30 protein-coding genes are annotated in these 26,800 nt (G+C 68.9%); 28 read left to right on the top strand and 2 right to left on the bottom strand.

Going from position 1 to position 26,800, the window contains the following annotated elements:
• Window positions 1–28: 28 nt before the first annotated feature.
• The 21 genes from ROZ00_03435 to ROZ00_03335 all read left to right on the top strand — a co-directional run bounded on the left by ROZ00_03435 (window position 29) and on the right by ROZ00_03335 (window position 14,606).
• Window positions 29–1,261, top strand: a complete 1,233-nt coding sequence (locus tag ROZ00_03435; GenBank protein ID MDT3735261.1) for an MFS transporter — start codon at window positions 29–31, stop codon at window positions 1,259–1,261.
• Window positions 1,258–1,641: a peptide-methionine (R)-S-oxide reductase MsrB gene (gene msrB / locus ROZ00_03430; protein ID MDT3735260.1), complete on the top strand. Its 384-nt coding sequence runs from the start codon at window positions 1,258–1,260 to the stop codon at window positions 1,639–1,641. Before ROZ00_03435 ends, msrB begins: the two co-directional genes overlap by 4 nt.
• 26 nt (window positions 1,642–1,667) lie before the next feature.
• Entirely contained in the window at window positions 1,668–2,204 is a 537-nt protein-coding gene (locus ROZ00_03425) for a septation protein A (GenBank protein MDT3735259.1), read from the top strand.
• On the top strand, window positions 2,204–2,506 hold the full coding sequence (locus ROZ00_03420; protein ID MDT3735258.1) for a YciI family protein: 303 nt from the start codon (window positions 2,204–2,206) through the stop codon (window positions 2,504–2,506). Before ROZ00_03425 ends, ROZ00_03420 begins: the two co-directional genes overlap by 1 nt.
• A complete protein-coding gene (locus ROZ00_03415; protein MDT3735257.1) occupies window positions 2,503–2,769 on the top strand; it encodes a BolA family protein in 267 nt (88 codons plus the stop codon). Before ROZ00_03420 ends, ROZ00_03415 begins: the two co-directional genes overlap by 4 nt.
• A gap of 19 nt (window positions 2,770–2,788) precedes the next feature.
• Complete coding sequence (locus ROZ00_03410) at window positions 2,789–3,607, top strand: peptidylprolyl isomerase (GenBank protein MDT3735256.1); 819 nt, start codon at window positions 2,789–2,791, stop codon at window positions 3,605–3,607.
• A gap of 53 nt (window positions 3,608–3,660) precedes the next feature.
• On the top strand, window positions 3,661–4,602 hold the full coding sequence (locus tag ROZ00_03405) for a serine/threonine-protein kinase (protein MDT3735255.1): 942 nt from the start codon (window positions 3,661–3,663) through the stop codon (window positions 4,600–4,602).
• Window positions 4,603–4,688: 86 nt separating this feature from the next.
• The gene (locus ROZ00_03400; GenBank protein ID MDT3735254.1) at window positions 4,689–4,877 is read left to right on the top strand and encodes a hypothetical protein; all 189 of its coding nucleotides are present in this window, start codon (window positions 4,689–4,691) and stop codon (window positions 4,875–4,877) included.
• Window positions 4,878–4,964: 87 nt separating this feature from the next.
• On the top strand, window positions 4,965–5,546 hold the full coding sequence (locus ROZ00_03395; protein ID MDT3735253.1) for an SCO family protein: 582 nt from the start codon (window positions 4,965–4,967) through the stop codon (window positions 5,544–5,546).
• Window positions 5,543–5,878 carry a hypothetical protein gene (locus tag ROZ00_03390; GenBank protein MDT3735252.1) on the top strand — a complete coding sequence of 112 codons (336 nt, stop codon included), beginning with the start codon at window positions 5,543–5,545 and terminating at the stop codon, window positions 5,876–5,878. The genes ROZ00_03395 and ROZ00_03390 overlap by 4 nt, the downstream gene beginning before the upstream one ends.
• The gene (locus ROZ00_03385; GenBank protein ID MDT3735251.1) at window positions 5,841–6,977 is read left to right on the top strand and encodes an FtsX-like permease family protein; all 1,137 of its coding nucleotides are present in this window, start codon (window positions 5,841–5,843) and stop codon (window positions 6,975–6,977) included. Before ROZ00_03390 ends, ROZ00_03385 begins: the two co-directional genes overlap by 38 nt.
• A complete protein-coding gene (locus ROZ00_03380; protein MDT3735250.1) occupies window positions 6,974–7,648 on the top strand; it encodes an ABC transporter ATP-binding protein in 675 nt (224 codons plus the stop codon). The genes ROZ00_03385 and ROZ00_03380 overlap by 4 nt, the downstream gene beginning before the upstream one ends.
• A gap of 1 nt (window position 7,649) precedes the next feature.
• On the top strand, window positions 7,650–8,651 hold the full coding sequence (locus ROZ00_03375) for a hypothetical protein (protein ID MDT3735249.1): 1,002 nt from the start codon (window positions 7,650–7,652) through the stop codon (window positions 8,649–8,651).
• Between the two features lies 1 nt (window position 8,652).
• Window positions 8,653–9,141, top strand: a complete 489-nt coding sequence (locus ROZ00_03370) for a TlpA disulfide reductase family protein (protein ID MDT3735248.1) — start codon at window positions 8,653–8,655, stop codon at window positions 9,139–9,141.
• Window positions 9,138–9,308: a heavy metal translocating P-type ATPase metal-binding domain-containing protein gene (locus tag ROZ00_03365; GenBank protein ID MDT3735247.1), complete on the top strand. Its 171-nt coding sequence runs from the start codon at window positions 9,138–9,140 to the stop codon at window positions 9,306–9,308. Before ROZ00_03370 ends, ROZ00_03365 begins: the two co-directional genes overlap by 4 nt.
• 27 nt (window positions 9,309–9,335) lie before the next feature.
• Complete coding sequence (locus tag ROZ00_03360) at window positions 9,336–9,677, top strand: hypothetical protein (GenBank protein ID MDT3735246.1); 342 nt, start codon at window positions 9,336–9,338, stop codon at window positions 9,675–9,677.
• 17 nt (window positions 9,678–9,694) lie between these two features.
• Window positions 9,695–10,324, top strand: a complete 630-nt coding sequence (locus ROZ00_03355) for a hypothetical protein (GenBank protein MDT3735245.1) — start codon at window positions 9,695–9,697, stop codon at window positions 10,322–10,324.
• Window positions 10,321–12,747 (top strand): heavy metal translocating P-type ATPase, encoded by a 2,427-nt coding sequence (locus ROZ00_03350; protein MDT3735244.1) that lies wholly within the window; start codon window positions 10,321–10,323, stop codon window positions 12,745–12,747. The genes ROZ00_03355 and ROZ00_03350 overlap by 4 nt, the downstream gene beginning before the upstream one ends.
• Window positions 12,748–13,449 (top strand): sulfite exporter TauE/SafE family protein, encoded by a 702-nt coding sequence (locus ROZ00_03345; GenBank protein MDT3735243.1) that lies wholly within the window; start codon window positions 12,748–12,750, stop codon window positions 13,447–13,449.
• A gap of 78 nt (window positions 13,450–13,527) precedes the next feature.
• Window positions 13,528–14,133 (top strand): nitrous oxide reductase accessory protein NosL, encoded by a 606-nt coding sequence (locus tag ROZ00_03340; protein ID MDT3735242.1) that lies wholly within the window; start codon window positions 13,528–13,530, stop codon window positions 14,131–14,133.
• Entirely contained in the window at window positions 14,130–14,606 is a 477-nt protein-coding gene (locus tag ROZ00_03335) for a nitrous oxide reductase accessory protein NosL (GenBank protein MDT3735241.1), read from the top strand. The genes ROZ00_03340 and ROZ00_03335 overlap by 4 nt, the downstream gene beginning before the upstream one ends.
• A gap of 3 nt (window positions 14,607–14,609) precedes the next feature.
• Here the strand turns inward: ROZ00_03335 and purL are convergent, their stop codons facing one another.
• Window positions 14,610–18,530 carry a phosphoribosylformylglycinamidine synthase gene (gene purL / locus ROZ00_03330; protein MDT3735240.1) on the bottom strand — a complete coding sequence of 1,307 codons (3,921 nt, stop codon included), beginning with the start codon at window positions 18,528–18,530 and terminating at the stop codon, window positions 14,610–14,612.
• 104 nt (window positions 18,531–18,634) lie between these two features.
• On the opposite strand from purL, the gene ROZ00_03325 reads away from it, so the two are divergent.
• The 3 genes from ROZ00_03325 (at window position 18,635) to ROZ00_03315 (ending at window position 22,640) form a co-directional block, all read left to right on the top strand.
• A complete protein-coding gene (locus ROZ00_03325) occupies window positions 18,635–19,495 on the top strand; it encodes a co-chaperone YbbN (protein MDT3735239.1) in 861 nt (286 codons plus the stop codon).
• Between the two features lie 84 nt (window positions 19,496–19,579).
• Complete coding sequence (locus tag ROZ00_03320; GenBank protein MDT3735238.1) at window positions 19,580–21,877, top strand: Tex family protein; 2,298 nt, start codon at window positions 19,580–19,582, stop codon at window positions 21,875–21,877.
• 7 nt (window positions 21,878–21,884) lie between these two features.
• Window positions 21,885–22,640, top strand: a complete 756-nt coding sequence (locus ROZ00_03315) for a fused MFS/spermidine synthase (GenBank protein ID MDT3735237.1) — start codon at window positions 21,885–21,887, stop codon at window positions 22,638–22,640.
• A gap of 56 nt (window positions 22,641–22,696) precedes the next feature.
• On the opposite strand, the gene ROZ00_03310 is transcribed toward ROZ00_03315, so the two are convergent.
• The gene (locus ROZ00_03310) at window positions 22,697–22,978 is read right to left on the bottom strand and encodes a hypothetical protein (GenBank protein MDT3735236.1); all 282 of its coding nucleotides are present in this window, start codon (window positions 22,976–22,978) and stop codon (window positions 22,697–22,699) included.
• A 151-nt stretch (window positions 22,979–23,129) separates the two neighbouring features.
• On the opposite strand from ROZ00_03310, the gene ROZ00_03305 reads away from it, so the two are divergent.
• From ROZ00_03305 to ROZ00_03290, 4 genes are read left to right on the top strand one after another with little or no spacing between them, the layout of a single operon-like run.
• Complete coding sequence (locus tag ROZ00_03305) at window positions 23,130–23,474, top strand: arsenate reductase (protein ID MDT3735235.1); 345 nt, start codon at window positions 23,130–23,132, stop codon at window positions 23,472–23,474.
• Window positions 23,471–24,337, top strand: coding sequence for an Hsp33 family molecular chaperone HslO (locus ROZ00_03300; GenBank protein ID MDT3735234.1), 867 nt, complete (start codon window positions 23,471–23,473; stop codon window positions 24,335–24,337). The genes ROZ00_03305 and ROZ00_03300 overlap by 4 nt, the downstream gene beginning before the upstream one ends.
• Window positions 24,334–25,287: a DMT family transporter gene (locus ROZ00_03295; GenBank protein ID MDT3735233.1), complete on the top strand. Its 954-nt coding sequence runs from the start codon at window positions 24,334–24,336 to the stop codon at window positions 25,285–25,287. The genes ROZ00_03300 and ROZ00_03295 overlap by 4 nt, the downstream gene beginning before the upstream one ends.
• Before the next feature lie 9 nt (window positions 25,288–25,296).
• Window positions 25,297–26,799: an NAD(P)H-hydrate dehydratase gene (locus ROZ00_03290; GenBank protein MDT3735232.1), complete on the top strand. Its 1,503-nt coding sequence runs from the start codon at window positions 25,297–25,299 to the stop codon at window positions 26,797–26,799.
• The last annotated feature ends 1 nt before the right edge of the window (window position 26,800 follow it).

The raw sequence follows: 26,800 nt of genomic DNA, 5'->3' as shown, positions 1-26,800 counted from the left end.
GGAGCATAGGCATTATACTTTTCGTTCCATGAGCACTCCCGACAGCGATTCCGGCCTGCGCACCGTCGCCCTGCTCTGTGCGGCCGAGGTGCTCAGCATGACGGGCTTCTCCACCTATCCGGCCCTGCTCGCCCCACTGCGCGAGGCCTGGGGCATGAGCGGCGCCGAGGCCGGCTTCATCGGCGGCGTCTTCTTCGCCGGCTACATGGCGGCGGTGCCGCTGCTCTCCGCCCTCACCGACCGCGTCGACGCCCGGCGCGTGTATTTTTTCTCGACCCTGCTCGCCGTCGCCGGCACCCTCGGCTTCGGCCTTTTCGCGCAGGGCGTGGCGAGCGGCGCCCTGTTCCAGGCCATCGCCGGGGCCGGGCTGGCCGGCACCTACATGCCGGGCCTGAAGGCCCTCACCGACCGCGTCGGCGGTCCATTGCAGGGCCGCTTCATCGCCTTCTACACCTCGACCTTCGGCATCGGCGCCAGCGTTTCCCTCCTCCTCGCCGGCGTCATCGAGCCGGCACTCGACTGGCGCTGGGCCTTCATCCTCTGCGGCGCCGGGCCGCTGGCGGCGGGGCTGCTGGTGCTGCGCGCGCTCGCGCCGATGGCGCCGGAGCCCCACCACCCTGCCCATGCCCCCGCGGCGCTGCTCGATCCGCGGCCGGTGCTGCGCGACCGCGCCGTGCTCGGCTACGTGCTGGGCTACGCGGCGCACTGCTGGGAACTGTTCGGCCTGCGCTCCTGGCTGGTGGCCTTCATCGCCTTCGCCTATGCCCTTTCTCCGCACGCGGACATTCCGTGGGGGCCGGCGGCGGCCGCGGCGGCCATCAACCTGCTCGGCATCCCGGCCAGCATCCTCGGCAACGAGATCGCGGCCCGCGTCGGCCGGCGCCGCTATATTGTCGCCGTGATGGCCTGCTCGGCCGTGCTGGCCTGGGCGGCCGGATTCTCCGCCGCCGTATCATGGTGGCTGACTTTATCCCTGCTGGCCCTGCACTTCGTCGCCGTCATGGGCGATTCGGCCGCGCTCACCGCCGGCCTGGTGGCGGCGACACCGGCCGGGAAACGCGGAGCGGCGATGGCGGTCTACTCGTTTCTGGGCTTCGGCGCCGGCTTCCTCGGTCCGCTCGTCTTCGGCATGGTTCTCGACGGCATGGGCGGCAAGGACGACGCGGCGGCCTGGGGCTTCGCCTTCGGCAGCCTCGGCCTCGCCTGCGCCTGCGGCCCGCTGGCGGTCTGGTTCACCAACAGAAAGGACAACAAAACATGAAAACCGACAAGGAATGGCGCGAGCAACTCACCTCCGAGCAGTACCGCATCGCCCGCGAGAAAGGCACCGAGCGCGCCTTCACCGGCGAATACTGGGATTGCCACGACCCGGGCGTCTATCGCTGCGTGTGCTGCGGCGCCGAACTCTTCGGCTCGGCGCACAAGTACGACTCGGGCAGCGGCTGGCCCAGCTTCTGGCAGCCGCTCGATCCGGCCAGCATCGCCACCGCCGAGGACGGCAGCCATTTCATGCGCCGCACCGAGGCGCTGTGCAGCCGCTGCGGCGCCCACCTCGGCCACGTCTTCCCCGACGGCCCGGCGCCCACGGGCCTGCGCTACTGCATCAACTCGGCCTCGCTGAAGCTGGAACGCAAGGAATGAGCGCCGGAAAGGTATAATCGCCGCCCATGAAGTTCCTCTTCGACCTTTTCCCGGTCATCCTGTTTTTCATCGCCTTCAAGGTTTCCGGCATCTACGTCGCAACGGGGGTGGCCATTGCCGCCACCTTCGCGCAGATCGGCTGGCTGCTGGCGCGCGGCCGCAAGGTCGACACCATGCTGTGGGTGAGCCTGGCCATCATCGTGCTGTTCGGCGGCGCCACCCTGTGGCTGCAGGACGAGACCTTCATCAAGTGGAAGCCGACCGTGCTCTACTGGCTGTTCGGCGCCGTGCTGGCGGGCGCCACGCTGGTCTTCCGCAGGAACCTCATCCGCAAGCTGATGGAGGAGCAGATCGCCCTGCCCGAGCGGGTGTGGGGCCGATTGAACGCCAGCTGGATCGGCTTCTTCGCCTTCATGGGTGCGGCCAACCTGTTCGTCGCCTACAGCTTTCCCACCGAAACCTGGGTGAACTTCAAGCTGTTCGGCGGCATGGGCCTGATGCTCGCCTTCGTCGTCGGCCAGAGCCTGTTGCTGGCGAAATACATCGAGGAGGAAAAGAAGTAATGCTCTACGCCATCATCGGCGATGACGTACCCGGCAGCCTGCAAAAGCGCCTCGCCGCGCGCCCGGCCCACCTCGAACGGCTGAAGGAACTGCAGGACGCCGGCCGCCTGCTGCTGGCCGGCCCCTGCCCGGCCATCGACGCGCCCGACCCCGGCCCGGCCGGCTTCGCCGGCAGCCTGATCGTCGCCGAGTTCGATTCGCTCGCCGAGGCGCAGGCCTGGGCGGCGGCCGACCCTTACGCCATCGAGGGCGTCTTCGCCAGCACCACGGTGCGGCCGTTCAGGAAGGTCTTCCCGGCATGAGCACCCTGGACGCCATGCGCGAGAAACTGGCTGCGCTCGATCCGCAGCGGCTGGAAATCCTCGACGACAGCGCGAAGCATGCCGGCCATGCCGGCGCCAAGAGCGGCGGCGGCCACTACCGCCTGAGCATCGTCTCGCCGCGCTTTGCCGGCTGCGGCACGATGCAGCGTCATCGCTTGATTTACGAGGCTTTAGGCCCCATGATGCGCGGGGAAATCCATGCCCTCAGCATCAAGGCCCTGGCGCCTGACGAAACCGATTAACCCAACACAAGGAAAACACATGAAACGCACCCTCCCCCGCCTGACCGCCGTACTTGTAACGGGCCTGCTCCTGCAAGCGCCGCTGCATGCACAGGACGCCAAGCCCGCGCCCAAGGCTTCCAAGCCGGGCGCCGTCGCCACCGTCAACGGCGTCGCCATTCCGGCCGCCCGCGCCGAGGCGCTGCTGCAATCGCAGCTGAACCAGGGCCAGCAGGATTCCGAGCAGTTGCGCACGGCCATCCGCAACGACCTGATCAATCGCGAAATGCTGTCCCAGGCGGCGAAGAAGAAGGGCTTCGACAAGAAGCCCGAGGTGAACGCGCAGTTCGAACTGGCCCGCCAGGGCATCCTGGTGAATGCCTACCTGCAGGATTTCGTCGCCACCCATCCGGTCAAGGACGAGACGGTCAAGGGCGAGTACGACAACATCGTCAAGGCGATGGGCGACAAGGAATACAAGGCGCGCCACATCCTGCTGGAGAAGGAGGACGAGGCCAAGGGCATCGTCGCCCGCCTGCAGAAAGGCGAGAAATTCGAGGAACTGGCCAAGCAGTCGAAGGATCCGGGCAACAAGGACCGCGGCGGCGACCTCGGCTGGAGCCATCCCGCCGGCTACGTCAAGCCGTTTGCCGATGCGCTGGTCAAGCTGGAGAAGGGCAAGTTCTCCGCGGCGCCGGTGAAGACCGAATTCGGCTGGCACGTCATCCAGCTCGACGACATCCGCGACCTCAAGCACCCGCCGCTGGACGAAGTGAAGCCGCAGATCCAGCAGCGCCTGCAGCAGCAGGCCCTCGAGAAGCACATCGCGGAGCTGCGCGCCAAGACCAAGGTGGAGTAAGCCGGACCCTGCTCATAGGAATCGGCGCCCATGGCGCCGATTTTTTTGACTTCATGCAAACGCAAGCCGACCATCCGCCGCTGCCGCAGGGCTTCCAACTGGACGGTTACCGCATCGAGCGGCAGCTCTCCCAGGGCGGTTTTTCCATCGTCTACCTCGCCCGCGACGAGGACGGCAGGCATGTCGTCATCAAGGAATACCTGCCCGCCGGGCTGGCGCGGCGCGGCGCCGATGCCGCCAACGTGGCGGTCGACGCCGAGCACCAGGCGGCGTTCAACAGCGGTCTGAAATGCTTCTTCGACGAGGGCCGCATCCTCGCCGGCATCGACCACCCCAACGTGGTGCATGTGAAGAACTTCTTCCGCACCAACGGCACGGCCTACCTGGTGATGCGCTACGAACGCGGCAGCACGCTCAAGGAGCACGTGCGCCAGATGACGGAAGGCGGCATCCCCGTCGGCGAGGAGTTCCTGCGCAACGTCTTCGCGCGCGTGCTCTCCGGCCTGCGCGAGGTGCACGCGCACAAGCTGCTGCACCTCGACATCAAGCCGGCCAACATCTACGTGCGCAGCGACGGCCATCCGGTCCTGCTCGACTTCGGCGCCGCGCGCCTGGGGCTCGGCCCCGGCGCCGGCACGCATGCCGTGCTCACGCCCGGCTTCGCCGCGCCGGAGCAGCAGGGCTCGGGCGAGCCGCTCGGGCCGTGGACGGACATCTACTCGGTCGGCGCCTCCCTCTACGACTGCCTGGCCGGCACGGCACCGCAGCCGGCCGACCTGCGCCTCATGCGCGACGAGCTGGAACCCGCCCAGCAGCGCTGGGGCAAGCGCTATTCGCCGCAGCTCCTCGAACTGATCGACTGGTGCCTGAAGCTGCCCGTCGACCAGCGACCGCAAAGCGTGTTCGCCCTGCAGAAGGTGCTCAGCGGCGAACAGCTCGACCTGGTCGACCCGTCCTGGTTCGACGTCCCGCCGGCCCCGCCCAAAGGCGAATAGCGGCGGATGCGACGTTTTGTCGCATCCCCCTGTCGCAGCCGCTCGGTTAGGATGGCCGCAGACAAGGTGATTCGGGGAGATACGCCATGAACCAGCCGCAAGCCACAACGCAAACCAGCCAGAACCAGCCGGAGATGGCCGCCCTGCTGCTGGGTGCCGGCTTCGCTCTTGCCTCGCTGATCCTGCTGCCCGCCGTCGCCCAGCGCATCGGCATGGGTTCCAGCCTGACCATCGCCCTGCGCGGCGCGCTGATGCGGGCGGCCAATCGTCTCTGAACGCGGCGCTCCGCCTTTGATTTGGCGCGCTTGCCGGCGCGCGGTTTTTCTGTAAGCTCGAGGATGCGGCATACAGCCCATCCGAACATGCGCAAGTTTCACGCCTTTATCGCTTCCATCTCCGTCGCGCTCCTCTTCGCGGCGTATCTCGCAGGATGCTCCGACCGAGGCACGCCGCCGCCCGGCACCCCGACGGGCGGCGACTTCGTGCTGCGCTCGGCCGACGGCCCGGTGGATACCAGGGCGCTGCGCGGCAAGGTGCTGCTCATCTACTTCGGCTACACGCACTGCCCCGACGTCTGCCCGGCCTCGCTCGCCGCCGGCGCGCAGGCCCTCAACACGCTGTCGGCCGAGGAGCGGGCAAAGCTCCGGCTCATCATGGTCTCGGTCGATCCGGAACGCGACACGCCGGCGCGCCTGAAGGAGTACGCCGCCTATTTCCATCCGGAGATGATCGGCGTCACCGGCACGCCGGAGGAGATCGCCGCCGTCGCCAAATCTTTCGGCGCCGGCTACATCCGCCAGCCGGAGCGGCCCGACGGCAGCTATGCGGTCGACCACACCACGCGCACCTACGTGGTGGCGCCCGACGGCAAGCTCGCCGTATCCCTCGAACTGAACACGCCGGCGGAAAAATACCTGGAAACCGTACGCGGGCTGCTGCGATGAGACCGCGCCCCTCCAGCCTCGCCTTCGTCGTGCTCGGCCTGGCCGCAGCCGGCTTCGCGTCGACCTTCCTCGACGCCGCTCTGCAGCGCGACCGCGGCACGGCGCAAATCGCCGAACGCGCCGCGCTGGCACAGCGTCTCGGCCTCACCGACCTCGCGCTGTTCACCGAGGCCCGCTACACCCGCCACCCCTCGCAGGCCGACCTGCATTCGGCCTTCCAGGACCATCCGGTGGCGCTGGAGCATTTCCCCACCGGCTCGCTGCTGCCGCCGCCCGCCTCGCTCGTCTCGCATCATGAACGCCTGGATCGAAAAGCAGCGGCACCTGATTGACTTCACGCTGGCTTCGCTGGCCCGGCGGCGGACGAAGAACCTCGGCCTGCTGCTGGTCTACGCGCTGCTGGTGTTCGTGCTCGCCTCGGTGGCGTTGTATACGCACGCGCTGCGCCAGGAGGCGGCACAGGTGCTGAAGCACTCGCCGGAAGTCATCCTGCAGCGCATGGTGGCCGGCCGCCACGACCTGATCCCGCCCGGCTACATCGAGAAGATCGGCCGCATTCGCGGCGTGCAGACCATCGAGGGCCGCCTGTGGGGCTACTACTACGACCCGGTGGTGAAGGCCAACTACACCTTCATGGCGCCCTCCGCCGAGGCGGTGCGTCCGGGCACGCTGGTCGTCGGCCCGGCGGTGGCGCGCTCGCGCGGCCTCGCCCCCGGCAACACCATCTCCTTCCGCGCCTATTCGGGCAAGCTGTTCTCGTTCACCGTCGCCGGCGCGCTGCCGCACGCCTCCGAGCTGGTCTCCGCCGACCTGGTGCTGATGAGCGAGGCGGACTTCCGCGCCTTCTTCGAATACCCCGCCGGCCACCATACCGACATCGCCCTCTCCGTGGCCAACCCGCTCGAGGTGCGTACCGTCGCCGCCAAGCTCGCCGCCGCCCTGCCCGATTCGCGGCCGATCCTGCGCGAGGAAGTGCTGCGCACCTACGCCTCGATCTTCGACTGGCGCGAAGGCATCGTGCTGGCGCTGCTCTCCGCGGCAATCTTCGCTTTCGCCATACTCGCCTGGGAGAAAGCTTCCGGCCTCTCCGCCGAGGAGAAGCGCGAGATCGGCATCCTCAAGGCCATCGGCTGGGAGACCGGCGACGTCATCAAGATGAAGTTGTGGGAGGGCGGCCTCATTTCTCTTACCGCCTTCCTGGTCGGCTTCATCGCCGCCTACCTCCAGGTGTTCCGCTTCGGCGCGCCGCTGTTCGAGCCGGTGCTGAAGGGCTGGGCGGTGCTCTACCCGCGCTTCGAACTGGTGCCGGCGATCGACGGCCTGCAGGTGGCGACGCTGTTCTTCTTCACCGTGTTCCCCTACATGGCGGCGGTGCTGGTGCCGATCTGGCGCGCGGCCATCACCGACCCGGATTCGGCCATGCGGTCATGATCGAGCTCAAGCAAATCCGCAAGGCCTTCAACCAGGGCCAGCCCAACGAATACTGGGCGCTGAACGGCATCGACCTGACCATCGAGGCGCGGAAGGTCACGGCCTTCCGCGGCCCGAGCGGCTCGGGCAAGACCACGCTGCTCACCATCGTCGGCTGCCTGGCGCGCCCCACCAGCGGCCGCGTGCGCCTGGCCGAGGATGACATCTCCGGCCTGCCCGAGCGCTTCCTCACCGACATCCGCCGCAGCACCTTCGGCTTCGTCTTCCAGCAGTTCAACCTGATCAAGGGCCTCTCCGCCCTCGACAACGTGATGCTGCCGGCCTTCCCGACCGGCCGGCCGCACCGCGAGTTGCGCGAACATTCCGAGGCGCTGCTCGATCGCCTGAAGCTCGCCCACCGGCGCGAGGCCCGCGTCGAATGGCTCTCCGGCGGCGAGCAGCAGCGCGTCGCCATCGCCCGCGCCCTGGTGAACGATCCGAAAGTGCTGATCGCCGACGAGCCCACCGCCAACCTCGACACGGCGCTGTCGCGCGAGTTCATGGGCATCCTCGAGGGCCTCAACGCCGAGGGGCGCACGGTGATCGTCACCAGCCACGATCCGCTGGTGGTGGAGTCCGCCGCCGTGCATCGCGTGGTGTCGATGCGCGACGGGCGGCTGACGGAGGACTGAGATGCTGTTCCAGCCCGCCATCATCGCGCTGCTGCTGGCTTCCGGCGTGGCGGTGGCCATGCTGGCCTCCGCCGCGCCCTTCGCCGTGCAGGTGGTCCGCCAGTGGGACATCGCCAGCGGCTCCGAACGCCAATTGCAGCTCGAGCGGCGCACCTACCTCTTCTCGACGCTGGCCGCCTTCGTCATGGCGGTGCAGCTGGTCGCCCTGCTGCTCTTCGTCTTCAACGCCGACCGCATGTCGGTGATGTTCGTCGGCGCCATGTGCGCGGTGGGCACGCTCAACGTCAACGCCTGGGGCTTTCCGGCGCTGATCGCCCAGATGGCGGTGTTCTTCCTCGCCGCGTCCTGGCTGGCGGTGAACCACGTCGACACCCGCGCGCCGGACTACCCGCTGGTGCGCATCAAGTACGCCCTGCTGCTGATCCTGCTGCCGGCGCTGGCGCTGGCCTTCGGCCTGCAGCTGAAATACTTCCTCAACCTGCGCGCCGACGTCATCACCTCCTGCTGCGGCAGCCTGTTCTCGGGCGATGCCAAAGGCCTCGCCGCCGAGGTCGCCGCGCTGAAGCCGGCGCCGGCCATGCTGCTGTTCTACGGCGCCATCGCCGTGTCAACGGGACTGACTTTCCGTCACGCGCGAACGGGCCGCGGCGGTTACGCGGCCGCGGCGGCCTCCGCCGCCGCCTTCGCCGCCACGCTGATCGGCGTGCTCTCCTTCGTCTCGCTCTACATCTACGAGCATCCCAACCACCACTGCCCGTTCTGCATCCTCAAGCCGGAATACGGCCACCAGGGCTACTGGGTCTACGTGCCGCTGTTCGCCGCCACCGCCGCCGGCCTGGGCGTCGGCGCGCTGCAACCGTTTCGCCGCATCGAAAGCCTGCGCCGGATCGTGCCGGCGGTGTCGGCGCGTATGGCGGGCATTGCCGCATTCGGCTATCTTCTCGTCGCCGCCGTCGCCACGTATTTCGTGCTGCACTCCAACCTGATCCTCATCGAGCATTGACATGCGACTCCTGCTCCTCGCCTGCCTCGCCCTGCTGGCCGCCTGCGGCGGCGAACCGGCCGCCAAGCTGAACCTCGGCGATGCCGCGCCCGCCTTCCGCACCCAGCGACTCGACGGCGGCACTGTGGATTTCCCGGCAGCGGCCTCGGGACGGCCGCTGGTGATCCGCTTCTGGGCCGACTGGTGCAGGTACTGCGAACCGGAGATGAAGGCCATCGAGGTCGTCTACCGGCGCCACAAGGACAAGGGGCTGGAGGTCTTCGCGGTGAATGCCGGACAGGACCAGCCCGCAGTCGCCGCCTTCATCAAAAAACTCGGCGTCACCTATCCGGTCCTGCTGGACGAAAGCGCGTCGATCGCGAAACGCTATGGCGTGGTGGGCCTGCCGACCACCTACTTCGTCGACGCGAAAGGCGTGGTGCGCGGCAAGGTGATCGGCGAGGCGGACGAGGCGGTCTTCGAGCGGCATGCGCTGGAACTCTTGAAATGACGGACCCTGACCGCCCCTGCGACCTGTGCAGCCTGCCGGTGGGGGTCAAGCCCTTCACGCTGGCCGTGCCCGGGAAAACCCTGGAATTCTGCTGCGAAGGCTGCAAGGGAATCTACGAAATGTTGCACGAGATCAAAGAATCCCCGGATAAACCGGAGGAGCATTAAACCGATTGTCTTAATGGGAGAGTAGCCATGATGATGGAAGAACAAGCCCGCCACATGATGGGCGGCATGATGAGCAGCCCGATGACCCAGGGCGCCATGATGGCGGCCACCGGCTTCGCCGCCGGTCGCGGCCTGATCGGCGGGGTGCTGCTGCGCAATCCGCTGCTGCTGATCGGCGCCGGCCTGGTTGCCGGCTATCTGGTGCACAAGTACGAGAAGGAAATCGTCCTCGCCGCCTCCAAGGCCATGGGCATGGGCAAGGACTTCGCCCTGCAGCAGAAGGAGCACCTCTCCGACCTCGTCGCCGAGGCCCAGGAGCAGGAAGCCCAGCCGGCCCAGGCCGAAACGCCGCCGTCTCCCCAGGCCTGACTTTTTCCGAGGCAACCATGTCCCACGCCGAAGAGTGGGCGCGGAGCATCGTCGTGCGCCACCGCGAGCCGGGCCACCTGCGCTTGCAGCTGCCGACCGGGTTGTGCGAAGGTCCGCGCGCCGACGCGCTGGAAGCCGGCCTGGTCGGCACCGCAGGCATCTACCGCGCCACGCTGTATCGCGCCGTGCGCAAGTTCTCGTTGCGCTACGACCCGCACCAGGTCAACGAACGCGACGTGGTGCTGGCCCTGCGCGCGCAACTCGACCGCCTGCCCGGCCCGCTCGTCCAGGCGCTCAAGCCGGCGGGTGAGCAGCTCGGCCAATCGCTGCACGCAGCGAAGGACAGGATCGGCGAGAGCGCCCGCCGCAAGCTCGCGCAATTCCGCCTCGCCTTGTTGAAGCTGCGCCAGGCCCAGCCGAAGGAAGGCACACTCGCCGCCCGCCTTCAGCCGGTCCTCGCCAACGCCCTCACCGAGAAGGCCGTCATCAACTTCCTCAACGACCTGCTCGCCTTCTACCTGATCAAGGTGCACTGGGAGCTGATCACCAAGCGCTGGATGCGCAACCCGGTCGCCCACGCCGACGCCTGGCTGGCGGTCTTCTACCTGATGTACCTGCTGGTGCGCTACCGGAAGACGAACAAGTGAAGCACTGTCAGGTTGTCCATCGCCTCAGCCGCCGCATCCGCCTCGTCGCACCCTCGCTCGTCCGGCAGGCGGAGCGCGGCTACCTGCTGGAGATCCTGCTGCGCAAGCACGCTGCCGTGAAGGACGTGCGCGTCGTGCCGGACATCGGCTCGGTGACGCTGCATTACGATCCCGCGCAGCTGGCGGAGGAACGCCTGCTGGCGGTGGCGGATGCGGTAATCGGCAACCTCGCCGAAGCGCCGCCGCCGCGGCCGCCGGAGGCCGCGCCGATCGGCGACGGCCCGCAGGTGGAGTGTTCCGTGGCCGTCGAAGGCATGACCTGCGCCTCCTGCGCCCTGCTCATCGAGATGCACCTGCAACGCGACCCGCAGGTCGCCGCCGCCAGCGTGAACTTCGCCGCCGGCACCGCGACGGTGCAGGGACGGCTCACGCGCGAGGCGCTCTCCGCCCGCGTCGCCCGGCTCGGCTACGTGCCGCGGCCGATGGACACCCTGGCGCAGCGGCGCCTATTGGTCGAGCGCGAGCGCATGCGCCTGTCCGAGTCGAAGCGGCGCTTCGTCCAGGCCGCCTGGCTGACGGCGCCGGTGATGGTCACCGGCATGCTCATGCACCGCTCGCCGGTGCTGCGCCTGGTCGAACTGGCGTTGTCGACCGTCGTGGTGTTCGGCAGCGGCGGCGACATCTTCCGTAAGGCCTGGATGCTGGCCAGGCAGCGCGAGGCGAACATGGACACGCTCATCGCGCTCGGCGCCGGCGCCGCCTGGATCTACAGCCTGCCCGGCGTCCTGCGCCGCCACCACCACGTCTACTTCGAGTCGGCCGCCGGCATCGTCACCTTCGTCCTGCTCGGCCGCTTCCTCGAGGAGCGCGCCAAGGGACGCGCCAGCGAGGCGATCCGCAAGCTCATCGAACTGCAGCCGGAAACCGCCGTGCGCATCGCCGGCGGCGTCGAGGAGGTCGTGCCGATCGACGAGGTGCGGATCGGCGACCTGCTGCGCGTGCGCCCGGGCGACCGCGTGCCCATCGACGGCGTCGTCGAGGACGGCCGCTCGGCGGTGGACGAATCCCTCGTCACCGGCGAATCGATCCCGGTGGCCAAGGCACCGGGCGACGCGGTGATCGGCGGCTGCATCAACGGCACCGGCAGCTTCACGCTGCGCGCCACCGCCGTGAACGGCGAAACCGTGCTCTCCGGCATCGTGAAGATGGTCGACCATGCCCAGTCGGCCAAGCTGCCGGTGCAGAAGCTCGCCGACCGCATTTCCGCCCGCTTCGTGCCGGCCGTCGGCGCCGTGGCGGGACTGACTTTCGCCGGCTGGCTGCTGGCCGGCCACCCGGCGGCGCGCGCGCTGTCGCACGCCGTCGCCGTACTGCTTATCGCATGCCCCTGCGCGCTCGGGCTGGCCACGCCCACCGCCATCATGGTCGGCACCGGCCAGGCGGCGCGGCGCGGCATCTACATCCGCAACGGCGAGGCGCTGGAAACCTCGAGCAAGCTCACCACCCTGGTCTTCGACAAGACCGGCACCATCACCGAGGGCAAGCCGGTGGTGACGGATTTCCTCGCCGCCGAAAGCGAGGACGAGGACCTGCTCGCCACGCTGATCGCCTCGGCGGAAGCGCCCTCGGAGCACTTCCTCGGCCAGGCGCTCGCCGCCTGGGCACGCGAGCGCGGCGCGAAGACCCGAGCGGCGAAGGACTTCAATGCCAAACCGGGGCGCGGCGTGCAAGCCTTCGTCTCCGGCAAGACCGTCCGCATCGGCAATGCGGCGCTGCTCGAGGAGGCCGGCATCGACACCGGCGAATTCGCCGCACAGGCAGAGGCCTGGTCGGGCGAAGGCAAGACGCCGGTGTTCGTGGCGATCGGCAATCGCTGCGCGGCGCTCCTCGCCGTCGCCGACCGGCCGCGCGAAGGCGCGAGGGAAGCCATCGCGCTGCTGCACCGCCTGGGCCTGACCACCGTCATGGCCACCGGCGACCTCGAGGCGACGGCACAGTACATCGCGAAGCAGGTCGGCATCGACCAGGTGGTGGCACGCGCCACGCCGGCCGACAAGCTGGAACTGGTGCGCCGCTTCCAGGCCGAGGGCCGCAAAGTCGGCATGGCCGGCGACGGCATCAACGACGCGCCGGCGCTGGCGGCGGCCGACGTCGGCTTCGCCATCGGCAGCGGCGCCGACATCGCGCTGGAATCGGCCGACATCACCCTGGTCGGCGGCGACATCGCGCGCGTCGCCTCCGGCATCGAACTCTCCCGCCGCACCATGAGCGTGATCCGCCAGAACCTCTTCTGGGCACTCGGCTACAACACCGTGGCCATCCCCTTCGCCGCCGCCGGCCGCCTCAACCCGATGATCGCCTCGGCGGCGATGGCCATGAGTTCGGTCTCGGTGCTGAGCAATTCCCTGCGCCTGCAGAAATAAGTGGATCACTCGCACCACCAGGCCGTCGTCGAGTTCTCCTACGCCCTGGCCTTCATGACCGGGCTCCTCGGCAGCGGCCACTGCCTCGGCATGTGCGGCGGGCTGGTGTCGGCCTTCTTCATGAAGCTGCAGGCGCGCGGGCCGTGGCCCTACCTCACCTACCACGCCGGCCGCATCGCGGTGTATGCCGTCGTCGGCCTGATCGCCGCGCTGCTGGGGGCGGTGCTCGTCTCGACCGGCCGCATCGGCCTCGCCCAAGGCGTGCTGCAGATCGTCGCCGGGGCCATCGTCATCCTGCTCGGCCTCGATCTGCTCGGCATCTCGCCGATCCGCAATATCTACGGCTTCGCGCCGGTGGCCTGGCTGCGGAAACAGTTCATGACCGCCGCGCAGAAAGGGCCGATCGTCGGCGCCCTCATCGGCGGCGCCATCAACGGCCTGATGCCCTGCTCGATGACCATGGCGATGGCGGTGCAGGCCACCACCGCGCCCTCGCCGCCCGAGGGCATGCTGCTGATGCTGGCCTTCGGCGCCGGGACGCTGCCCTCGATGCTCTCCGCCTCATTCCTCTTCGGCAAGCTCGGCCCGCGCCTGCGCGGCTGGCTGCTCAAGGGCGCCGCGCTGTTCGTCATCGCGCTGGGCGTGTCGACGCTGTGGCAGGGCCTCCGCTACTTTCTCGTGATGGTGAAACTTGTCGGCTGACTGCGGCGTTTTGCCGCAGGCAATGTTCATTCGCAAAGCCTAATATTGCATTGCAAGATTGCTCATTGGGAGAATGAAATGAAACGCCGCGACATGCTGAAACTCTCGCTGGCGGCCACCGCCGCCGGCATCGCCACTTCCACCCACGCCCAGCAGGCCTGCCCCACCGACGGCACGCCGGCGCAGTTCGTGCCGAAGAAGCCGGCCGACGCCAAGCCGCTGGAAAACGAATTCGGCAAGTACCTGCAATGCCCCTACTGCGGCATGAACCGCAGCGAACACCATCGCGCGCGCATGCTGGTGCAGTACAGCGACGACCTGGTCGACGGCGTCTGCTCCATCCACTGCCTCGGCCTGAGCCTCGGCGTGAACATCGACCGCGAGCCGAAAATGATCTGGGGGCCCGATTACGGCTCCGCCGCCGAGCCGCGTCCGCTGCTGCCGGTCGAGCAACTGACCTACCTCATCGGCGCCGACCTGAAGCACGCCATGACCAAGCGCAGCAAGCACTCCTTCGCGTCGAAGGAGGTTGCCGGGCAGTTCCGCCAGAAACACGGCGGCGAGTTCGGCGACTTCAACGAGGCGCTCAAGCAGTCCTATCTCGACATGGCGGCCGACGTCGCGCAGATTCGCAGGAACCGCGAGGAGCGCCGCAAGAAGATGATGGAACAGAAGCACGGATGAGGCGCCTCCTCGCCGCACTGCTGCTCGCCGTCTGGGCCGGGTTCGCGCCGGCCCAGGGCGTCGTCAAGCCCGGGGCGAAGGACCTCTGCCCGGTGTGCGGCATGCTGGTGTCGAAGTATCCGAACTGGGCGGCCGTCGTGCAGTACAAGGACGGCCACGCGCATTTCTTCGACGGCGCCAAGGACCTCTTCAAATACCTGCACGACCTGGCGAAATATGCGCCGGGCCACCGCCGCGAGGACGTCGCGGTCATCCAGGTGACGGATTTCTATTCGCTGACGCGCATCGATGCGCAGAAGGCCTTCTTCGTCATCGGCTCCGACGTGCTCGGCCCGATGGGCCACGAGCTGGTGCCGCTCGCCACGCGGGCGGACGCCGAGGACTTCCTCAAGGACCACAAGGGCAAGCGCATCCTCGGCTTCGCCGAGGTGACGCGCGAGCTGCCTTTCAAACTCGACGACGGTAAGTTCTAGACCCTAGCCCAGCCACTTGCGCGCATTGCGGAACATGCGCAGCCACGGCCCGTCCTCGCCCCAACCCTCCGGATGCCAGGACATCTGCACCGTGCGGAAGATGCGCTCGGGGTGCGGCATCATGATGGTGAAGCGGCCGTCGGCGGTGGTGAGGCCGGCGATGCCGTCGGGCGAGCCGTTGGGGTTGAAGGGGTAGGTCGCCGCGACGCGGCCGTGATTGTCGACGTAGCGCAGCGCGACGATCGCGTTTTCCTGTTTCCCGTGCATTGCGAAATCGGCGCGGCCCTCTCCGTGCGAGACGACGATGGGCAGGCGGCTGCCGGCCATGCCGTCGAGGAACAGCGAGGGGTTGCGCGGCACCTCGACCATGACGAAGCGCGCCTCGAACTGCTCGCTGCGGTTGCGCGCGAAGCGCGGCCAGTGCTCCGCGCCGGGGATGATCTCCGCCAGGTGGCTCATCATCTGGCAGCCGTTGCAGACGCCCAGGGCGAAGGTGTCGCTGCGCGCGAAGAAGGCCTCGAACTCCGCGCGCAGGGCATCGCTGAAGAGGATCGACTTGGCCCAGCCCTGGCCGGCGCCAAGCACGTCGCCGTAGGAGAAGCCGCCGCAGGCGACCAGTCCGGAAAAGTCAGCCAGCGCGACACGGCGCGACTGCAGGTCGCTCATGTGCACGTCGAAGGCGGCGAAGCCGGCGCGGTCGAAGGCGGCGGCCATTTCCACCTGGCCGTTTACGCCCTGTTCCCGAAGGATGGCAATCTTCGGTCGCACGCCTTTCGCGATCATCGGCGCGGCGATATCCTCCGCCGGGTCGAACGTCAGTGTCGATGACAGGCCGGGATCGGCCGCGTCGAGCAGCGCATCGAACTCCTCCTGCGCGCATTGCGCGTCGTCGCGCAACCGCGCAATCTGGAAGCTGGTCTCGGCCCAGGCGCGCTGCAGGTCGACGCGCTTTTCCTTCAGCAGCGGCTTGGCATTGCGCCAGACGCGGATCTCGTCGGCCGTGTTGAGTTCGCCGACGGTGTGGCTGCAGGCGGCGAGGCCGTGGGCACGCAGCACCTGCATGACTTTCGATCGGTCGTCGCGGCGGATCTGCAGCAGCGTGCCCAACTCCTCGGCGAATAGCGCACCCAACAGGCGGTCGCGGAAGCGGCCGCTCGCCAGTTCCGGCTTGCGCTCCAGCCCGTCTGCGTCGTTCATCAGCGGGTCGTAGCACAGCGTGTCGAGGTTGAGCGAAACGCCGCAATGCCCGGCGAAGGCCATCTCGCAGGCGGCGGCGAAGAGGCCGCCGTCGGAACGGTCATGATAGGCGAGCAGCAGGCTCGCCGCATTGAGTTCCTGGATGGCGGCGAAGAAGCCACGCAACAAGGCGGCATCGGCGTCCGGCGCATGCTCGCCCGTCGTGCCGTAGGCCTGGGCAAAGGCGGAGCCGCCGAGGCGGTGCTTGCCCTGGCCGAGGTCGACCAGCACGAGATCGGTGTCGCCGGCATCGGTGCGCAGCTGCGGCGTCAGCGTGCGGCGCACGTCGGCGCAGGCGGCGAAGGCGGAGATGATGAGCGAGAGCGGCGCCGTGACCTGTTTTTTCTGGCCGGCCTCCTCCCACGCGGTCTTCATCGACAATGAATCCTTGCCGACGGGAATGCTGATGCCCAGCGCCGGACAGAACTCGAGGCCGACGGCCTTGACGGTATCGAACAGCGCGGCGTCCTCGCCAGGATGGCCGGCCGCCGCCATCCAGTTGGCGGAGAGCTTGATGCGGCCGATGTCGCCGATCAGCGCGGCGGCGATATTGGTCACCGCCTCGCCCACCGCCATGCGGCCCGAGGCCGGCGCGTCGATCAGCGCCAGCGGTGTCTTCTCGCCCATGGCGAAGGCCTCGCCGAGCGTGCCCTGGTAGGCCAGCGTGGTGACGGCGCAGTCGGCCACCGGCACCTGCCACGGCCCGACCATCTGGTCGCGCGCCGTCATGCCGCCGACGGTGCGGTCGCCGATGCTGATGAGGAAATGCTTGGCGGCGACGCCGGGCATGCGCAGCACGCGGTAGGCGGCGTCCTTCAGGTCGATCTCAGCGACGTCGAGGGGCGGCAGATGGCGCGCCTTGCGCACCACATTGCGCGTCATCTTCGGCGGCTTGCCGAGCAGGACTTCCATGTCCATGTCGACGGCGTCGTTGCCGAAGTGGCTGTCGCTCACCACCAGGCGGCCGTCGGCCGTCGCCTCGCCGAGCACGGCGAAGGGGCAGCGCTCGCGTTCGCAGATGGCGCGGAAGGCGTCGAGATGTTCGGGCGCGATGGCCAGCACGTAGCGCTCCTGCGCCTCGTTGCACCAGATTTCGCGCGGCGACATGCCGGGCTCCTCGATCTGCACGCGGCGCAGCTCGAAGTGCGCGCCGCAGCCGGCGCCGTGCGCCAGTTCCGGCAGGGCGTTGGAGAGGCCGCCGGCGCCGACGTCGTGGATGGAAAGGATCGGGTTGGCGTCCTTCAACTGCCAGCAGCGGTCGATGACTTCCTGGGCGCGGCGCTGGATCTCCGGATTGCCGCGCTGCACCGAGGCGAAGTCGAGGTCGGCGGTGTTGGCACCCGTGGTCATCGAGGACGCCGCGCCGCCGCCCAGGCCGATCAGCATGCCGGGGCCGCCGAGCTGGATGAGCAGCGCGCCGGCGGCGAACTCGATCTTGTGCGAATCGCGCGCGGCGATGTTGCCGACGCCGCCGGCGATCATGATCGGCTTGTGATAGCCGCGCACTTCCCCCGCCACCTCCTGCTCGAAGGTCCTGAAATAACCGGCGAGGTTGGGCCGGCCGAATTCGTTGTTGAAGGCGGCGGCGCCGATCGGCCCCTCGATCATGATGTCGAGCGCCGAGGCGATGCGCTCGGGCTTGCCGTAGGCCTGTTCCCACGGCTGGGCATAGCCGGGAATGTTCAGGTTCGACACCGAGAAGCCGCACAGGCCGGCCTTCGGTTTCGAGCCGCGGCCGGTGGCGCCCTCGTCGCGGATCTCGCCGCCGGAGCCGGTGGCCGCGCCGGGGAAGGGCGAGATGGCGGTCGGGTGGTTGTGCGTCTCGACCTTGGCGAGGTAGTGCGTCAGCTCTTCCGAATAGGCGTAGGCGCCGCCGGCGTCGGGATGGAAGCGCGCGGCCGTCGCACCCTCGAGCACGGCGGCGTTGTCGGAGTACGCCACCACCGTGCCGTGGGGACTGACTTTGTGCGACTCGCGGATCATGCCGAAGAGGGAATGCGGCTGCGCCTGGCCGTCGATCACCCACTCGGCGTTGAAGATCTTGTGGCGGCAGTGCTCGGAGTTCGCCTGGGCGAACATCATCAGTTCGACGTCGGTCGGGTTGCGCCCCGCCTTCGTGAAGGCGTCGACCAGGTAGTCGATCTCGTCCTCGGACAGCGCCAGGCCCATCTCTCCGTTGGCGGCGACCAACGCGGCGCGACCTTTGCCAACCACATCCACCGTCGCCAGCGGCTGCGGCGCGTAGTGGCGGAACAGGGCTTCGGCGGCATCCACCGAATCGAGCACCGATTCGGTCATGCGGTCGTGCAGAACCGGCAGCGCGGCGGCCAGGTCGCCCTTGGCGTCGACATGGAAGGCGGTGCCGCGCTCGATGCGGGTGACGGCAGCGAAGCCGCATTGCCGCGCGATCTCGGTCGCCTTCGACGACCAGGGCGAGATGGTGCCCAGGCGCGGCGTCACCAACTTCAGCATGCCGGCCGATTCCTTGCCGGCCGGATGCGCGCCGAGCAGGTCCTTCAACCGTTCCAGGTCGGCCGCCGCCAGCGGCGCATTCAGTTCGACGAAATACCAGTGCTCGGCGGCGAGGGCCTTCAGCTTGGGCAGGACGGCCTGGACGTTGCGGGTGAGGCGGGCAAGGCGGGTGGCGGAGAAGGCGGCGGCGCCGCGCAGCTTGAGGACTTCGGACATGTCGGAAATGAAGCCGGTAAAGCGCGATTATACCCGAGCCGACACCTTGAATTTGCCCTCCATCGCCCCCAGAATCCAAGGACAGCCAAGGAAATACGACCGCCATGACATCCCACGCCATCGACGTCACCGAAAGCAACTTCATGCAGGAAGTCATCGAGGCTTCCCGCCGCACGCCCGTCCTCGTGGATTTCTGGGCACCCTGGTGCGGCCCCTGCCGCAGCCTCGGCCCGATCCTGGAGAAGCTCGCCGCCGAATACCAGGGCCGCTTCCGCCTGGCCAAGGTGAATTCCGACGAGAATCAGGCGCTCGCCGCGCAGTTCGGCGTGCGCGGCATCCCCAACGTGAAGGCCGTGGTGAATGGCCAGATCGTCAACGAGTTCACCGGCGCCCTGCCCGAGTCGGCGGTGCGCGAGTTCATCGACGCCCTGCTGCCCTCGCCCGCCGAGCCGCTGCGCCAGCAGGCGCTGGCGGCCCACGCGCGCGGCGAAACCGACGCCACGCGCAAGCTGCTGCTCGAGGCCATCCGCCTCGACCCCAAGCACGAGCAGGCGCGCCTCGACCTGATCGGCATCCTGATCGACGCCGGCGACCACGCCGAGGCGCAGCGCCTGCTCGACGAGATCATGGACGCCGGCAAGGACCGCGCCCGCATCGACAGCCTCGCCGCGCGCCTGGCGCTGGCAGGGAATGCGGCGGGCGGCGCCGACGAGGAGGCCCTGCGCGCGCGCATCGCCGCCGACGCCGGCGATCTGGCGGCGCGGCTGGAACTGGCCAGGATGCTGGCGGCGAAGCAGGACTTCCGCGGCGCGCTGGAGGAACTTCTGGAGATCGTGCGGCGCGACCGCAGCTTCGGCGATGACGTCGGCCGCAAGACCATGCTGCAAATCTTCAACCTTCTCGGGTCCGACAGCGATCTGGTGCGCGAATACCGCGGCGCGCTGTCGCGCGCCATCAATCGCTAGAAAAGTCAGTCTCCCCGGCACGGCGGCTTGCCTTTCGCCGCGCATTTCTGCATAGTGCGCGGCTCGCAGTTTTCAGTTTCCGAAATGCTTCCCGCCATCGAACACCGCATCGCCGAAGAGCTCGGCGCCCGCACGCAGCAGGTGGCCGCTGCCATCGCCCTGCTCGACGAGGGCGCCACCGTCCCCTTCATCGCCCGCTATCGCAAGGAGGCCACCGGCGGCCTCGACGACACGCAGTTGCGCACCCTGGCCGAGCGCCTGATTTACCTGCGCGAGCTGGAGGAGCGCCGCACCGCCGTCCTCGCCTCCGTCGCCGAGCAGGGCAAGCTCACGCCAGAGCTGCAGCACGACATCGAGCACGCCGACACCAAGCAGCGCCTGGAAGATCTCTACCTGCCCTACAAGCCGAAGCGCCGCACCAAGGCGCAGATCGCGCTGGAAGCCGGCCTCGGCCCGCTCGCCGAGGCGCTGCTGGCCGACCCGCTGCTGGCGCCGGAGGCGGAAGCCCTCAAGTACGTCGACGCCGGGAAGGAGGTGGCAGACGTGAAGGCCGCCCTCGAGGGCGCGCGGCACGTCCTCATGGAACGGTTTGCCGAGGACGCCGGCCTGCTCGCCGCCCTGCGCGAGCACGTCGCCGCCCACGGCGTGCTGGTCTCGGCCGTCATCGACGGCAAGCAGGAGGAAGGCGCCAAGTTCCGCGACTGGTTCGCCTTCAGCGAGCCGGTCGGCGCCATTCCCTCGCACCGCGCGCTGGCCCTGTTCCGCGGCCGCAACGAGGGCTTCCTGCGCCTGTCGCTCAAGCTCGACGAGGAACTGGCGGAACACCGAGTCCCCGGCCCGAACGCCTGCGAGCGCATGATCGCCGCGCGCTTCGGCCTGCGCGACGAGGGGCGCCCCGGCGACAAGTGGCTGCTGGAGACGGTGCGCTGGACCTGGATGGTCAAGCTGTCGCTGCATTTCGAGCTGGAGTTCATGGGCGCGCTGCGCGAGCGCGCCGAGGAGGAGGCGATCCGCGTCTTCGCCCGCAACCTGCACGACCTGCTGCTCGCCGCCCCGGCCGGCCCGCGCACGGTGATCGGCCTCGATCCGGGCCTGCGCACCGGCGTCAAGGTGGCGGTGGTCGACCGCACCGGCAAGCTGCTCGACACCGCGACGATCTATCCGCACGCGCCGCGCAACGACTGGGACGGTTCGCTGCATACGCTGGCGCAACTCGCGCGCAAGCACGGCGCCGAGCTGGTCAGCATCGGCAACGGCACCGCCTCGCGCGAGACCGACAAGCTGGCCGCCGACCTGATGCAGCGCCACCCCGAGCTGAAGCTCACCAAGGCCGTCGTCTCCGAGGCCGGTGCCTCGGTGTATTCCGCCTCGGAACTGGCGGCAAAGGAATTCCCCGAGCTCGACGTCTCCCTGCGCGGCGCCGTCTCCATCGCCCGCCGCCTGCAGGACCCGCTCGCCGAGCTGGTGAAGATCGACCCGAAATCCATCGGCGTCGGCCAGTACCAGCACGACGTCAACCAGACCAAGCTGGCGCGCCAGCTGGATGCCGTGGTGGAGGACTGCGTGAACAGCGTCGGCGTCGACGTGAACACCGCCTCGGCGCCGCTGCTCGCGCGCATCTCCGGCCTCAACGCAACGCTGGCCGCGAACATCGTCGCCCACCGCGACGCCCACGGCGCCTTCCGCAGCCGCGAGACGCTGAAGGCAGTGCCGCGCCTCGGCGAGAAGACCTTCGAGCAGGCCGCCGGCTTCCTGCGCATCATGAACGGCGACAACCCGCTCGATGCCTCGGCGGTGCATCCCGAGACCTATCCGGTGGTCGAGCGCATCCTTGCCGACGCGAAGAAGGGCGTGAAGGAAATCGTCGGCGACGGCCGCTTCCTCAAGGGCCTGCAGCCGGAGAAATACACTGACGACCGCTTCGGCCTGCCGACGGTCCGCGACATCCTGCGCGAACTGGAGAAACCCGGCCGCGACCCGCGCCCGGAATTCCGCACCGCCGCCTTCCGCGAAGGCATCGAGTCGCTCAAGGACCTGCAGCCCGGCATGCTGCTCGAAGGCGTGGTGACCAACGTCACCAATTTCGGCGCCTTCGTCGACATCGGCGTGCACCAGGACGGCCTGGTGCACATCTCGGCGCTGTCGAACAGATTCGTCAAGGACCCGCGCGAGGTGGTGAAGGCCGGCGACGTCGTCAAGGTGAAGGTCCTGGAAGTCGACGAGAAGCGCCGGCGCATCGCGCTGACCATGCGGCCCTCGGACGACGCGCCGCGCGGCGACGTACGGAAGGCCGAGCGTGCCGCGCCGGCACGTCCGCCCAGGCCCGCGCCGCGGCCGCATGGCGCCATGGCCGACGCACTGTCGCGGGCGCTGAAGAAATGAACGCCTGATGGCCACGCCCATCCAGATCAGCGAAGAAGCCGGGGTGCGCTACCTGCACTTCGGCTCGGACTGGATCCAGGGCGCCATGCGCATCGCCCGGCCGTGGGCGCTGGAACTCGACTACACGCGCGAGATGATGGCCGCGCTGCTGCTGCGGCCGGAGCCGGACTGGCCGCGCAAGGCGCTGCTGATCGGCCTCGGCGCCGCCTCGCTGACGAAGTTCCTCTATCGCCACCGCCCGAAGGCGAAGCTGACGGTGGTGGAGATCGAACCGGCGGTGGTGGCGGCGGCGCACCAGTTCTTCAGGCTGCCGGAAGACCCCAGGCGCCTGAAGATCGAGATCGCCGACGGCGTCGAGTGGCTGGCGGCCAGCGACCAGACATTCGACCTGATCCTGGTCGACGGTTTCGACGCCGATGCCCGTGCCGGCGGGCTCGACACGCTGCCCTTCTACCGTGCCTGCCGGGCGCACCTGGGCGACGCCGGCCTGCTGTCGGTCAATCTCCTCGGCCGCAACCGCGGCTTCAAGGCCAGCGTCGAGCGCGTCAGGAAAGCCTTCGACGACCGCGCCATGGTGTTTCCTTCCTGCGACCACGGCAATGCCATCGTCTTCGCCGCCGCCGGCGAGCCGGTCCGCACGACGCTGTCCGAACTGAGCCTGCTGACCCTGGCGCTGAGGCAACAGACCGGCCTCAACCTGCTGCCGACCCTGGCGCGCCTGGCACAGTGGCAGACCTGCCCGGGCGGGCACCTGGTGCTCTAGAAACGAGAACGGGCGGATCGCTCCGCCCGTTGTTGCATCGGTGCGGTTCGACCGTCTTATTCCTTGGCTTTGCCCTTGGTCTTGGTCTTGGTCTTCGTCTTGGTTTTGCCTTTGGCCTGGGCCTTGCCCTTCGTCGCATCGGCCGGCTTGTCGGCGGACGCCGGGGTGGCGGGCGTGGCGGCCGTCGCCGGGGTCGCAGGCGTCGCAGCCTGTCCGCCCTTGGCCGGCGCCGCGGGAGCCGCCGGCGTGGCCGGGGTTGCCGGAGTCGCCTGGGCGAACGCCAACGAGGTGGCGGCAGCGAAGGCAGTGGCCACGGCGAGAGAAATCAGTTTGCGCATTTTGTTTCCTTTCCTTTGGGTGTGGAGGGCAAGGGACATCCCTTGATCCCCGGACAGCGGTTGTCTCTCTGTCTGTTCCCTTAACGCCGCCTCTTCCCGGCAGGTTGACGCGGCGCTTGCAGTATCATGGGCGACCAGGGGAAATCGGGACATGACAACCGTTTACGGCATCAGGAACTGCGACACCATGAAGAAGGCCTTCGCCTGGCTCGACGGCCGCGGCATCGCCTACGACTTCCATGACTACAAAAAGCTCGGCGCCGATGCCGCCCTGCTGAAAAGATGGGCGGCACAGGCCGGCTGGGAGAAGCTGATCAACACGCGCGGCCCCAGCTTCCGCAAGCTGCCGCCGGAGAAGCAGGCGAACCTCACCGAGAAGAAGGCCTTCGCGCTGATGCTGGAGAATCCGAGCATGATCCGGCGGCCGATCGTCGAAACCGGCAGGACGCTGCTGATCGGCTTCGACGCCGACGAATTCGCAAAAAAGCTGAAGTGAGCTCGGATTTCGTCGCCCGCTTCCTCCTCGAGGAACTCGACATCCGCGGCGCCTTCGTGCGCCTGGGCGAGTCCTGGCGCAGCCTGCAGGCGGGACGCGGCTACGCAGAAACGGTTCGCGACCTGCTCGGCGAGATGACGGCGACGGCCGTGCTCGTCGCCGGCAACCTGAAGCAGCCCGGCCGGCTCACTTTCCAGCTGCAGGGCCACGGTCCGGTCCGCATGCTGGTGATCGACTGCACCGCCGAGCTGCATCTGCGCGGCATGGCGAAGGCCGAAGCCGAAGTCGCGCGGGCGCCCGTCTCGCGGCTGTTCGGCGACGGGCGGCTGTCCCTGATCCTGCAGAACGAGGCGGCACGCGAGCCCTGGCAGAGCCTGGTGCCCGTTGCCGGCGACAGCATCGCGGCGGTCTTCGAGCACTACCTCGCCCAGTCCGAGCAGCAGCCGGCGCGGTTCTGGCTCGCGGCCGGCGAAGCGTACGCCTGCGGCCTTTTCCTGCAGAAGCTGCCCGGTGCCGATGCGAAGGATCCCGACGGCTGGGCGCGCGTCGAACAGCTCGCCGCGACCGTGACGCCGCAGGAAATGCAGGCGCTGCCGATGGAAACCCTGCTCGGCCGGCTGTTTCCGGAGGAATCGCTGCGCCTGTTCCAGCCGAAGCCGGTCGTCTACGACTGTCCGGAGGACCGCGACAAGGTGAGCGAGATGCTGCGCTCGCTCGGCCGCGCCGAAATCGAATCGATCCTCGCCGAGCAGGGAGAGATCGTGGTGCGCGACGACATCTGCAACCGCGAATACCGCTTCGACGCCGGCGACCTCGACGCGCTCTTCCCGCACGACACGATGCAAAAAAGGACGCTGCATTGAACAGGCGAGACCTTGCCCAGGGCTCGCTGCTGATGTGCGCCGTGGTGCTGATCTGGGGCGCCTTCCTGCCCGTCAGCAAGATCGTGCTGGCCGTCATCGACCCGTACTGGCTGACGCTGCTGCGCTACGGCGTCGCGGCGGCCTGCTTCCTTGCCACGCTGGCCTGGATCGAGGGACGCCGCGCATTGTCGTTCGACGGGCAGGCGGCGAAGGCCTGGGCCTACGGCACTGCCGGCTTCGCCGGCTTCAGCCTGTTCGTATACGAGGGCCTGCGCCTGACGCGGCCCGAGCATGGCGCCATGATCCTCGCCCTCGGTCCGGTCAACATCGTGCTCTGGCAGTGGCTGCGCACGCGCCACCGCCCGCATGCGGCCACGCTGACCTGCATCGCCGTCGCCATCCTCGGCGAGGCACTGGTGGTCAGCCAGGGCGAATTCACCCGACTCTACAGCGGCGGCAGCGCGCTGGGCAACGGCCTCACCTACGTCGCTTCCTGGTGCTGGATCGCCTTCACGCTCGGCGCGCAGCAGTTCCCGCGCTGGTCGCCGGTGCGCTACACCGCGCTCTCCGCCGCCCTCGGCTGGCTGACCATCCTGCTCGCCGCCGCCGTGGCGACGGGCAGCGGCCACAGCCAGCCGCCGCCCGCCGAGGGCCTGCGCGAGAGGCTCTGGGCGCTGCTGTTCATCGTCTTCGTCGTCTCCTTCGGCGCGGTGCTGCTGTGGAACATGGCGGTGGCGAAGCTCGGCCCCCTGAACGCCTCGCTGTTCGCCAACTTCGCGCCGGTGGTGACCTTCCTCATCACCGTCTGGCAGGGCCATGCGCTGCTGCCGGCGGAGATCGCCGGCGCGGCGCTGGTGGTCGGCGCGCTGATCGCCAACAACCTGGTCAACCGCCGCCTCGCCAGGCAGGCGGAAGCCTTGCTGGCCTCCACGACGACGGCATTGCGGTAGCATTGCGCCATGGAGCACCTCATTTCCCGGCCCATCTACGACGCCGCCGCCATCCGCGACATCGAGTCGCGCCACGCCGGCGCCGAACCGCCGCTGATGGAACGCGCCGGCAGCGCCGCCGTGTCGCAGACACTGACTTTGCTCGGCCAGAGCGGCCTGCCGCCGCTCATCGTCTGCGGACCGGGCAACAACGGCGGCGACGGCTTCGTCCTCGCCCGCCTGCTGCGCAGCCGCGGCATCGAACCTGCCGTCGTCTTCGTCGGCGACGAAACGAAACTGCCGGCCGATGCGCGGCTGGCGTTCGACCGTTTCCGCGACGAGGGCGGCGCCACCCTGCCAGACATCCCGCAGCGCGCCTTTGCGCTGGCGGTGGATGCCCTCTTCGGCATCGGCCTGCAGCGACCGATCGAGGGCGCCTACGCCGCGCTCGTCGGGCGCATCAACGGCCTCGGCTGCCCGGTGCTCGCCCTCGACGTCCCGAGCGGCCTCTGCGCCGACACGGGGCGCGTGCTGGGCTGCGCCGTCCGCGCCGACGCCACGGCCACCTTCATCGCCCTCAAGCCGGGGCTGCTCACGCTGGACGGGCCGGACCATTGCGGCGCGATCAGCGTCTGCGACCTCGGCCTCGCGGCGGAAAGCGATCTGCCGCCGCGCGGGCGCACGGTGACGCCGGCGCTGTTCGCGTCGCACCTGAAGCCGCGGCCGAAGAACAGCCACAAGGGCATGATGGGCGGCGTCGGCATCCTCGGCGGCGCGCCCGGCATGGCGGGCGCCGCCCTGCTCGCCGGCCGCGCCGCGCTGAAGCTGGGCGCAGGCCGCGTCTTCGTCGGCCTGCTCGACGACCTTGCCCCGGCGGTCGACACCGGCCAGCCGGAACTGATGCTGCGCCGGCCGCAGGACATCCTCGCCGCCGGCCTCGCCACGGGGCTGGCGGCCGGTCCCGGCCTCGGCCAGGGCAAGGCGGCGCTCCATCTGCTCCGGCAGGCGGTGGCCACGCCGCTGCCGCTCCTGCTCGACGCCGACGCGCTGAACCTGCTGGCAGCGCATCCGGTGCTGACGGAACAGGTGCGCCGGCGCAGCGCGCCGACCCTCGTCACGCCGCATCCCCTCGAAGCGGCGCGCCTGCTCGGCGGCGACGCCGCCGCGGTGCAGGCCGACCGCGTGCGTGCCGCGTGCGCCCTGGCGGACAAGCTGAACGCGGTGACGGTGCTGAAAGGCTGCGGCAGCGTGATCGCCGCGCCGGACGGCCATTGGTTCATCAACGCCAGCGGCAACCCCGGCATGGCCAGCGCCGGCATGGGCGACGTGCTCAGCGGCCTTGCCGCGACGCTGCTCGCGCAGGGCTGGGAAGCGGACCTCGCCGCGCTCTGCGCCGTGCACCTGCACGGCCTGGCGGCCGATCTGCTGGTCGGCGGCGGCATCGGCCCGGCCGGCCTCACCGCCGGCGAGACCATCGACGCCGCGCGGCATATCTTCAATGCCTGGCTCCGTTCGGGCCGGAACGGAAACTGAG

Source organism: Denitratisoma sp. (assembly GCA_032027165.1).
Lineage (GTDB): Bacteria > Pseudomonadota > Gammaproteobacteria > Burkholderiales > Rhodocyclaceae > Desulfobacillus.
This window is presented reverse-complemented; position numbering and strand designations above follow the sequence as displayed.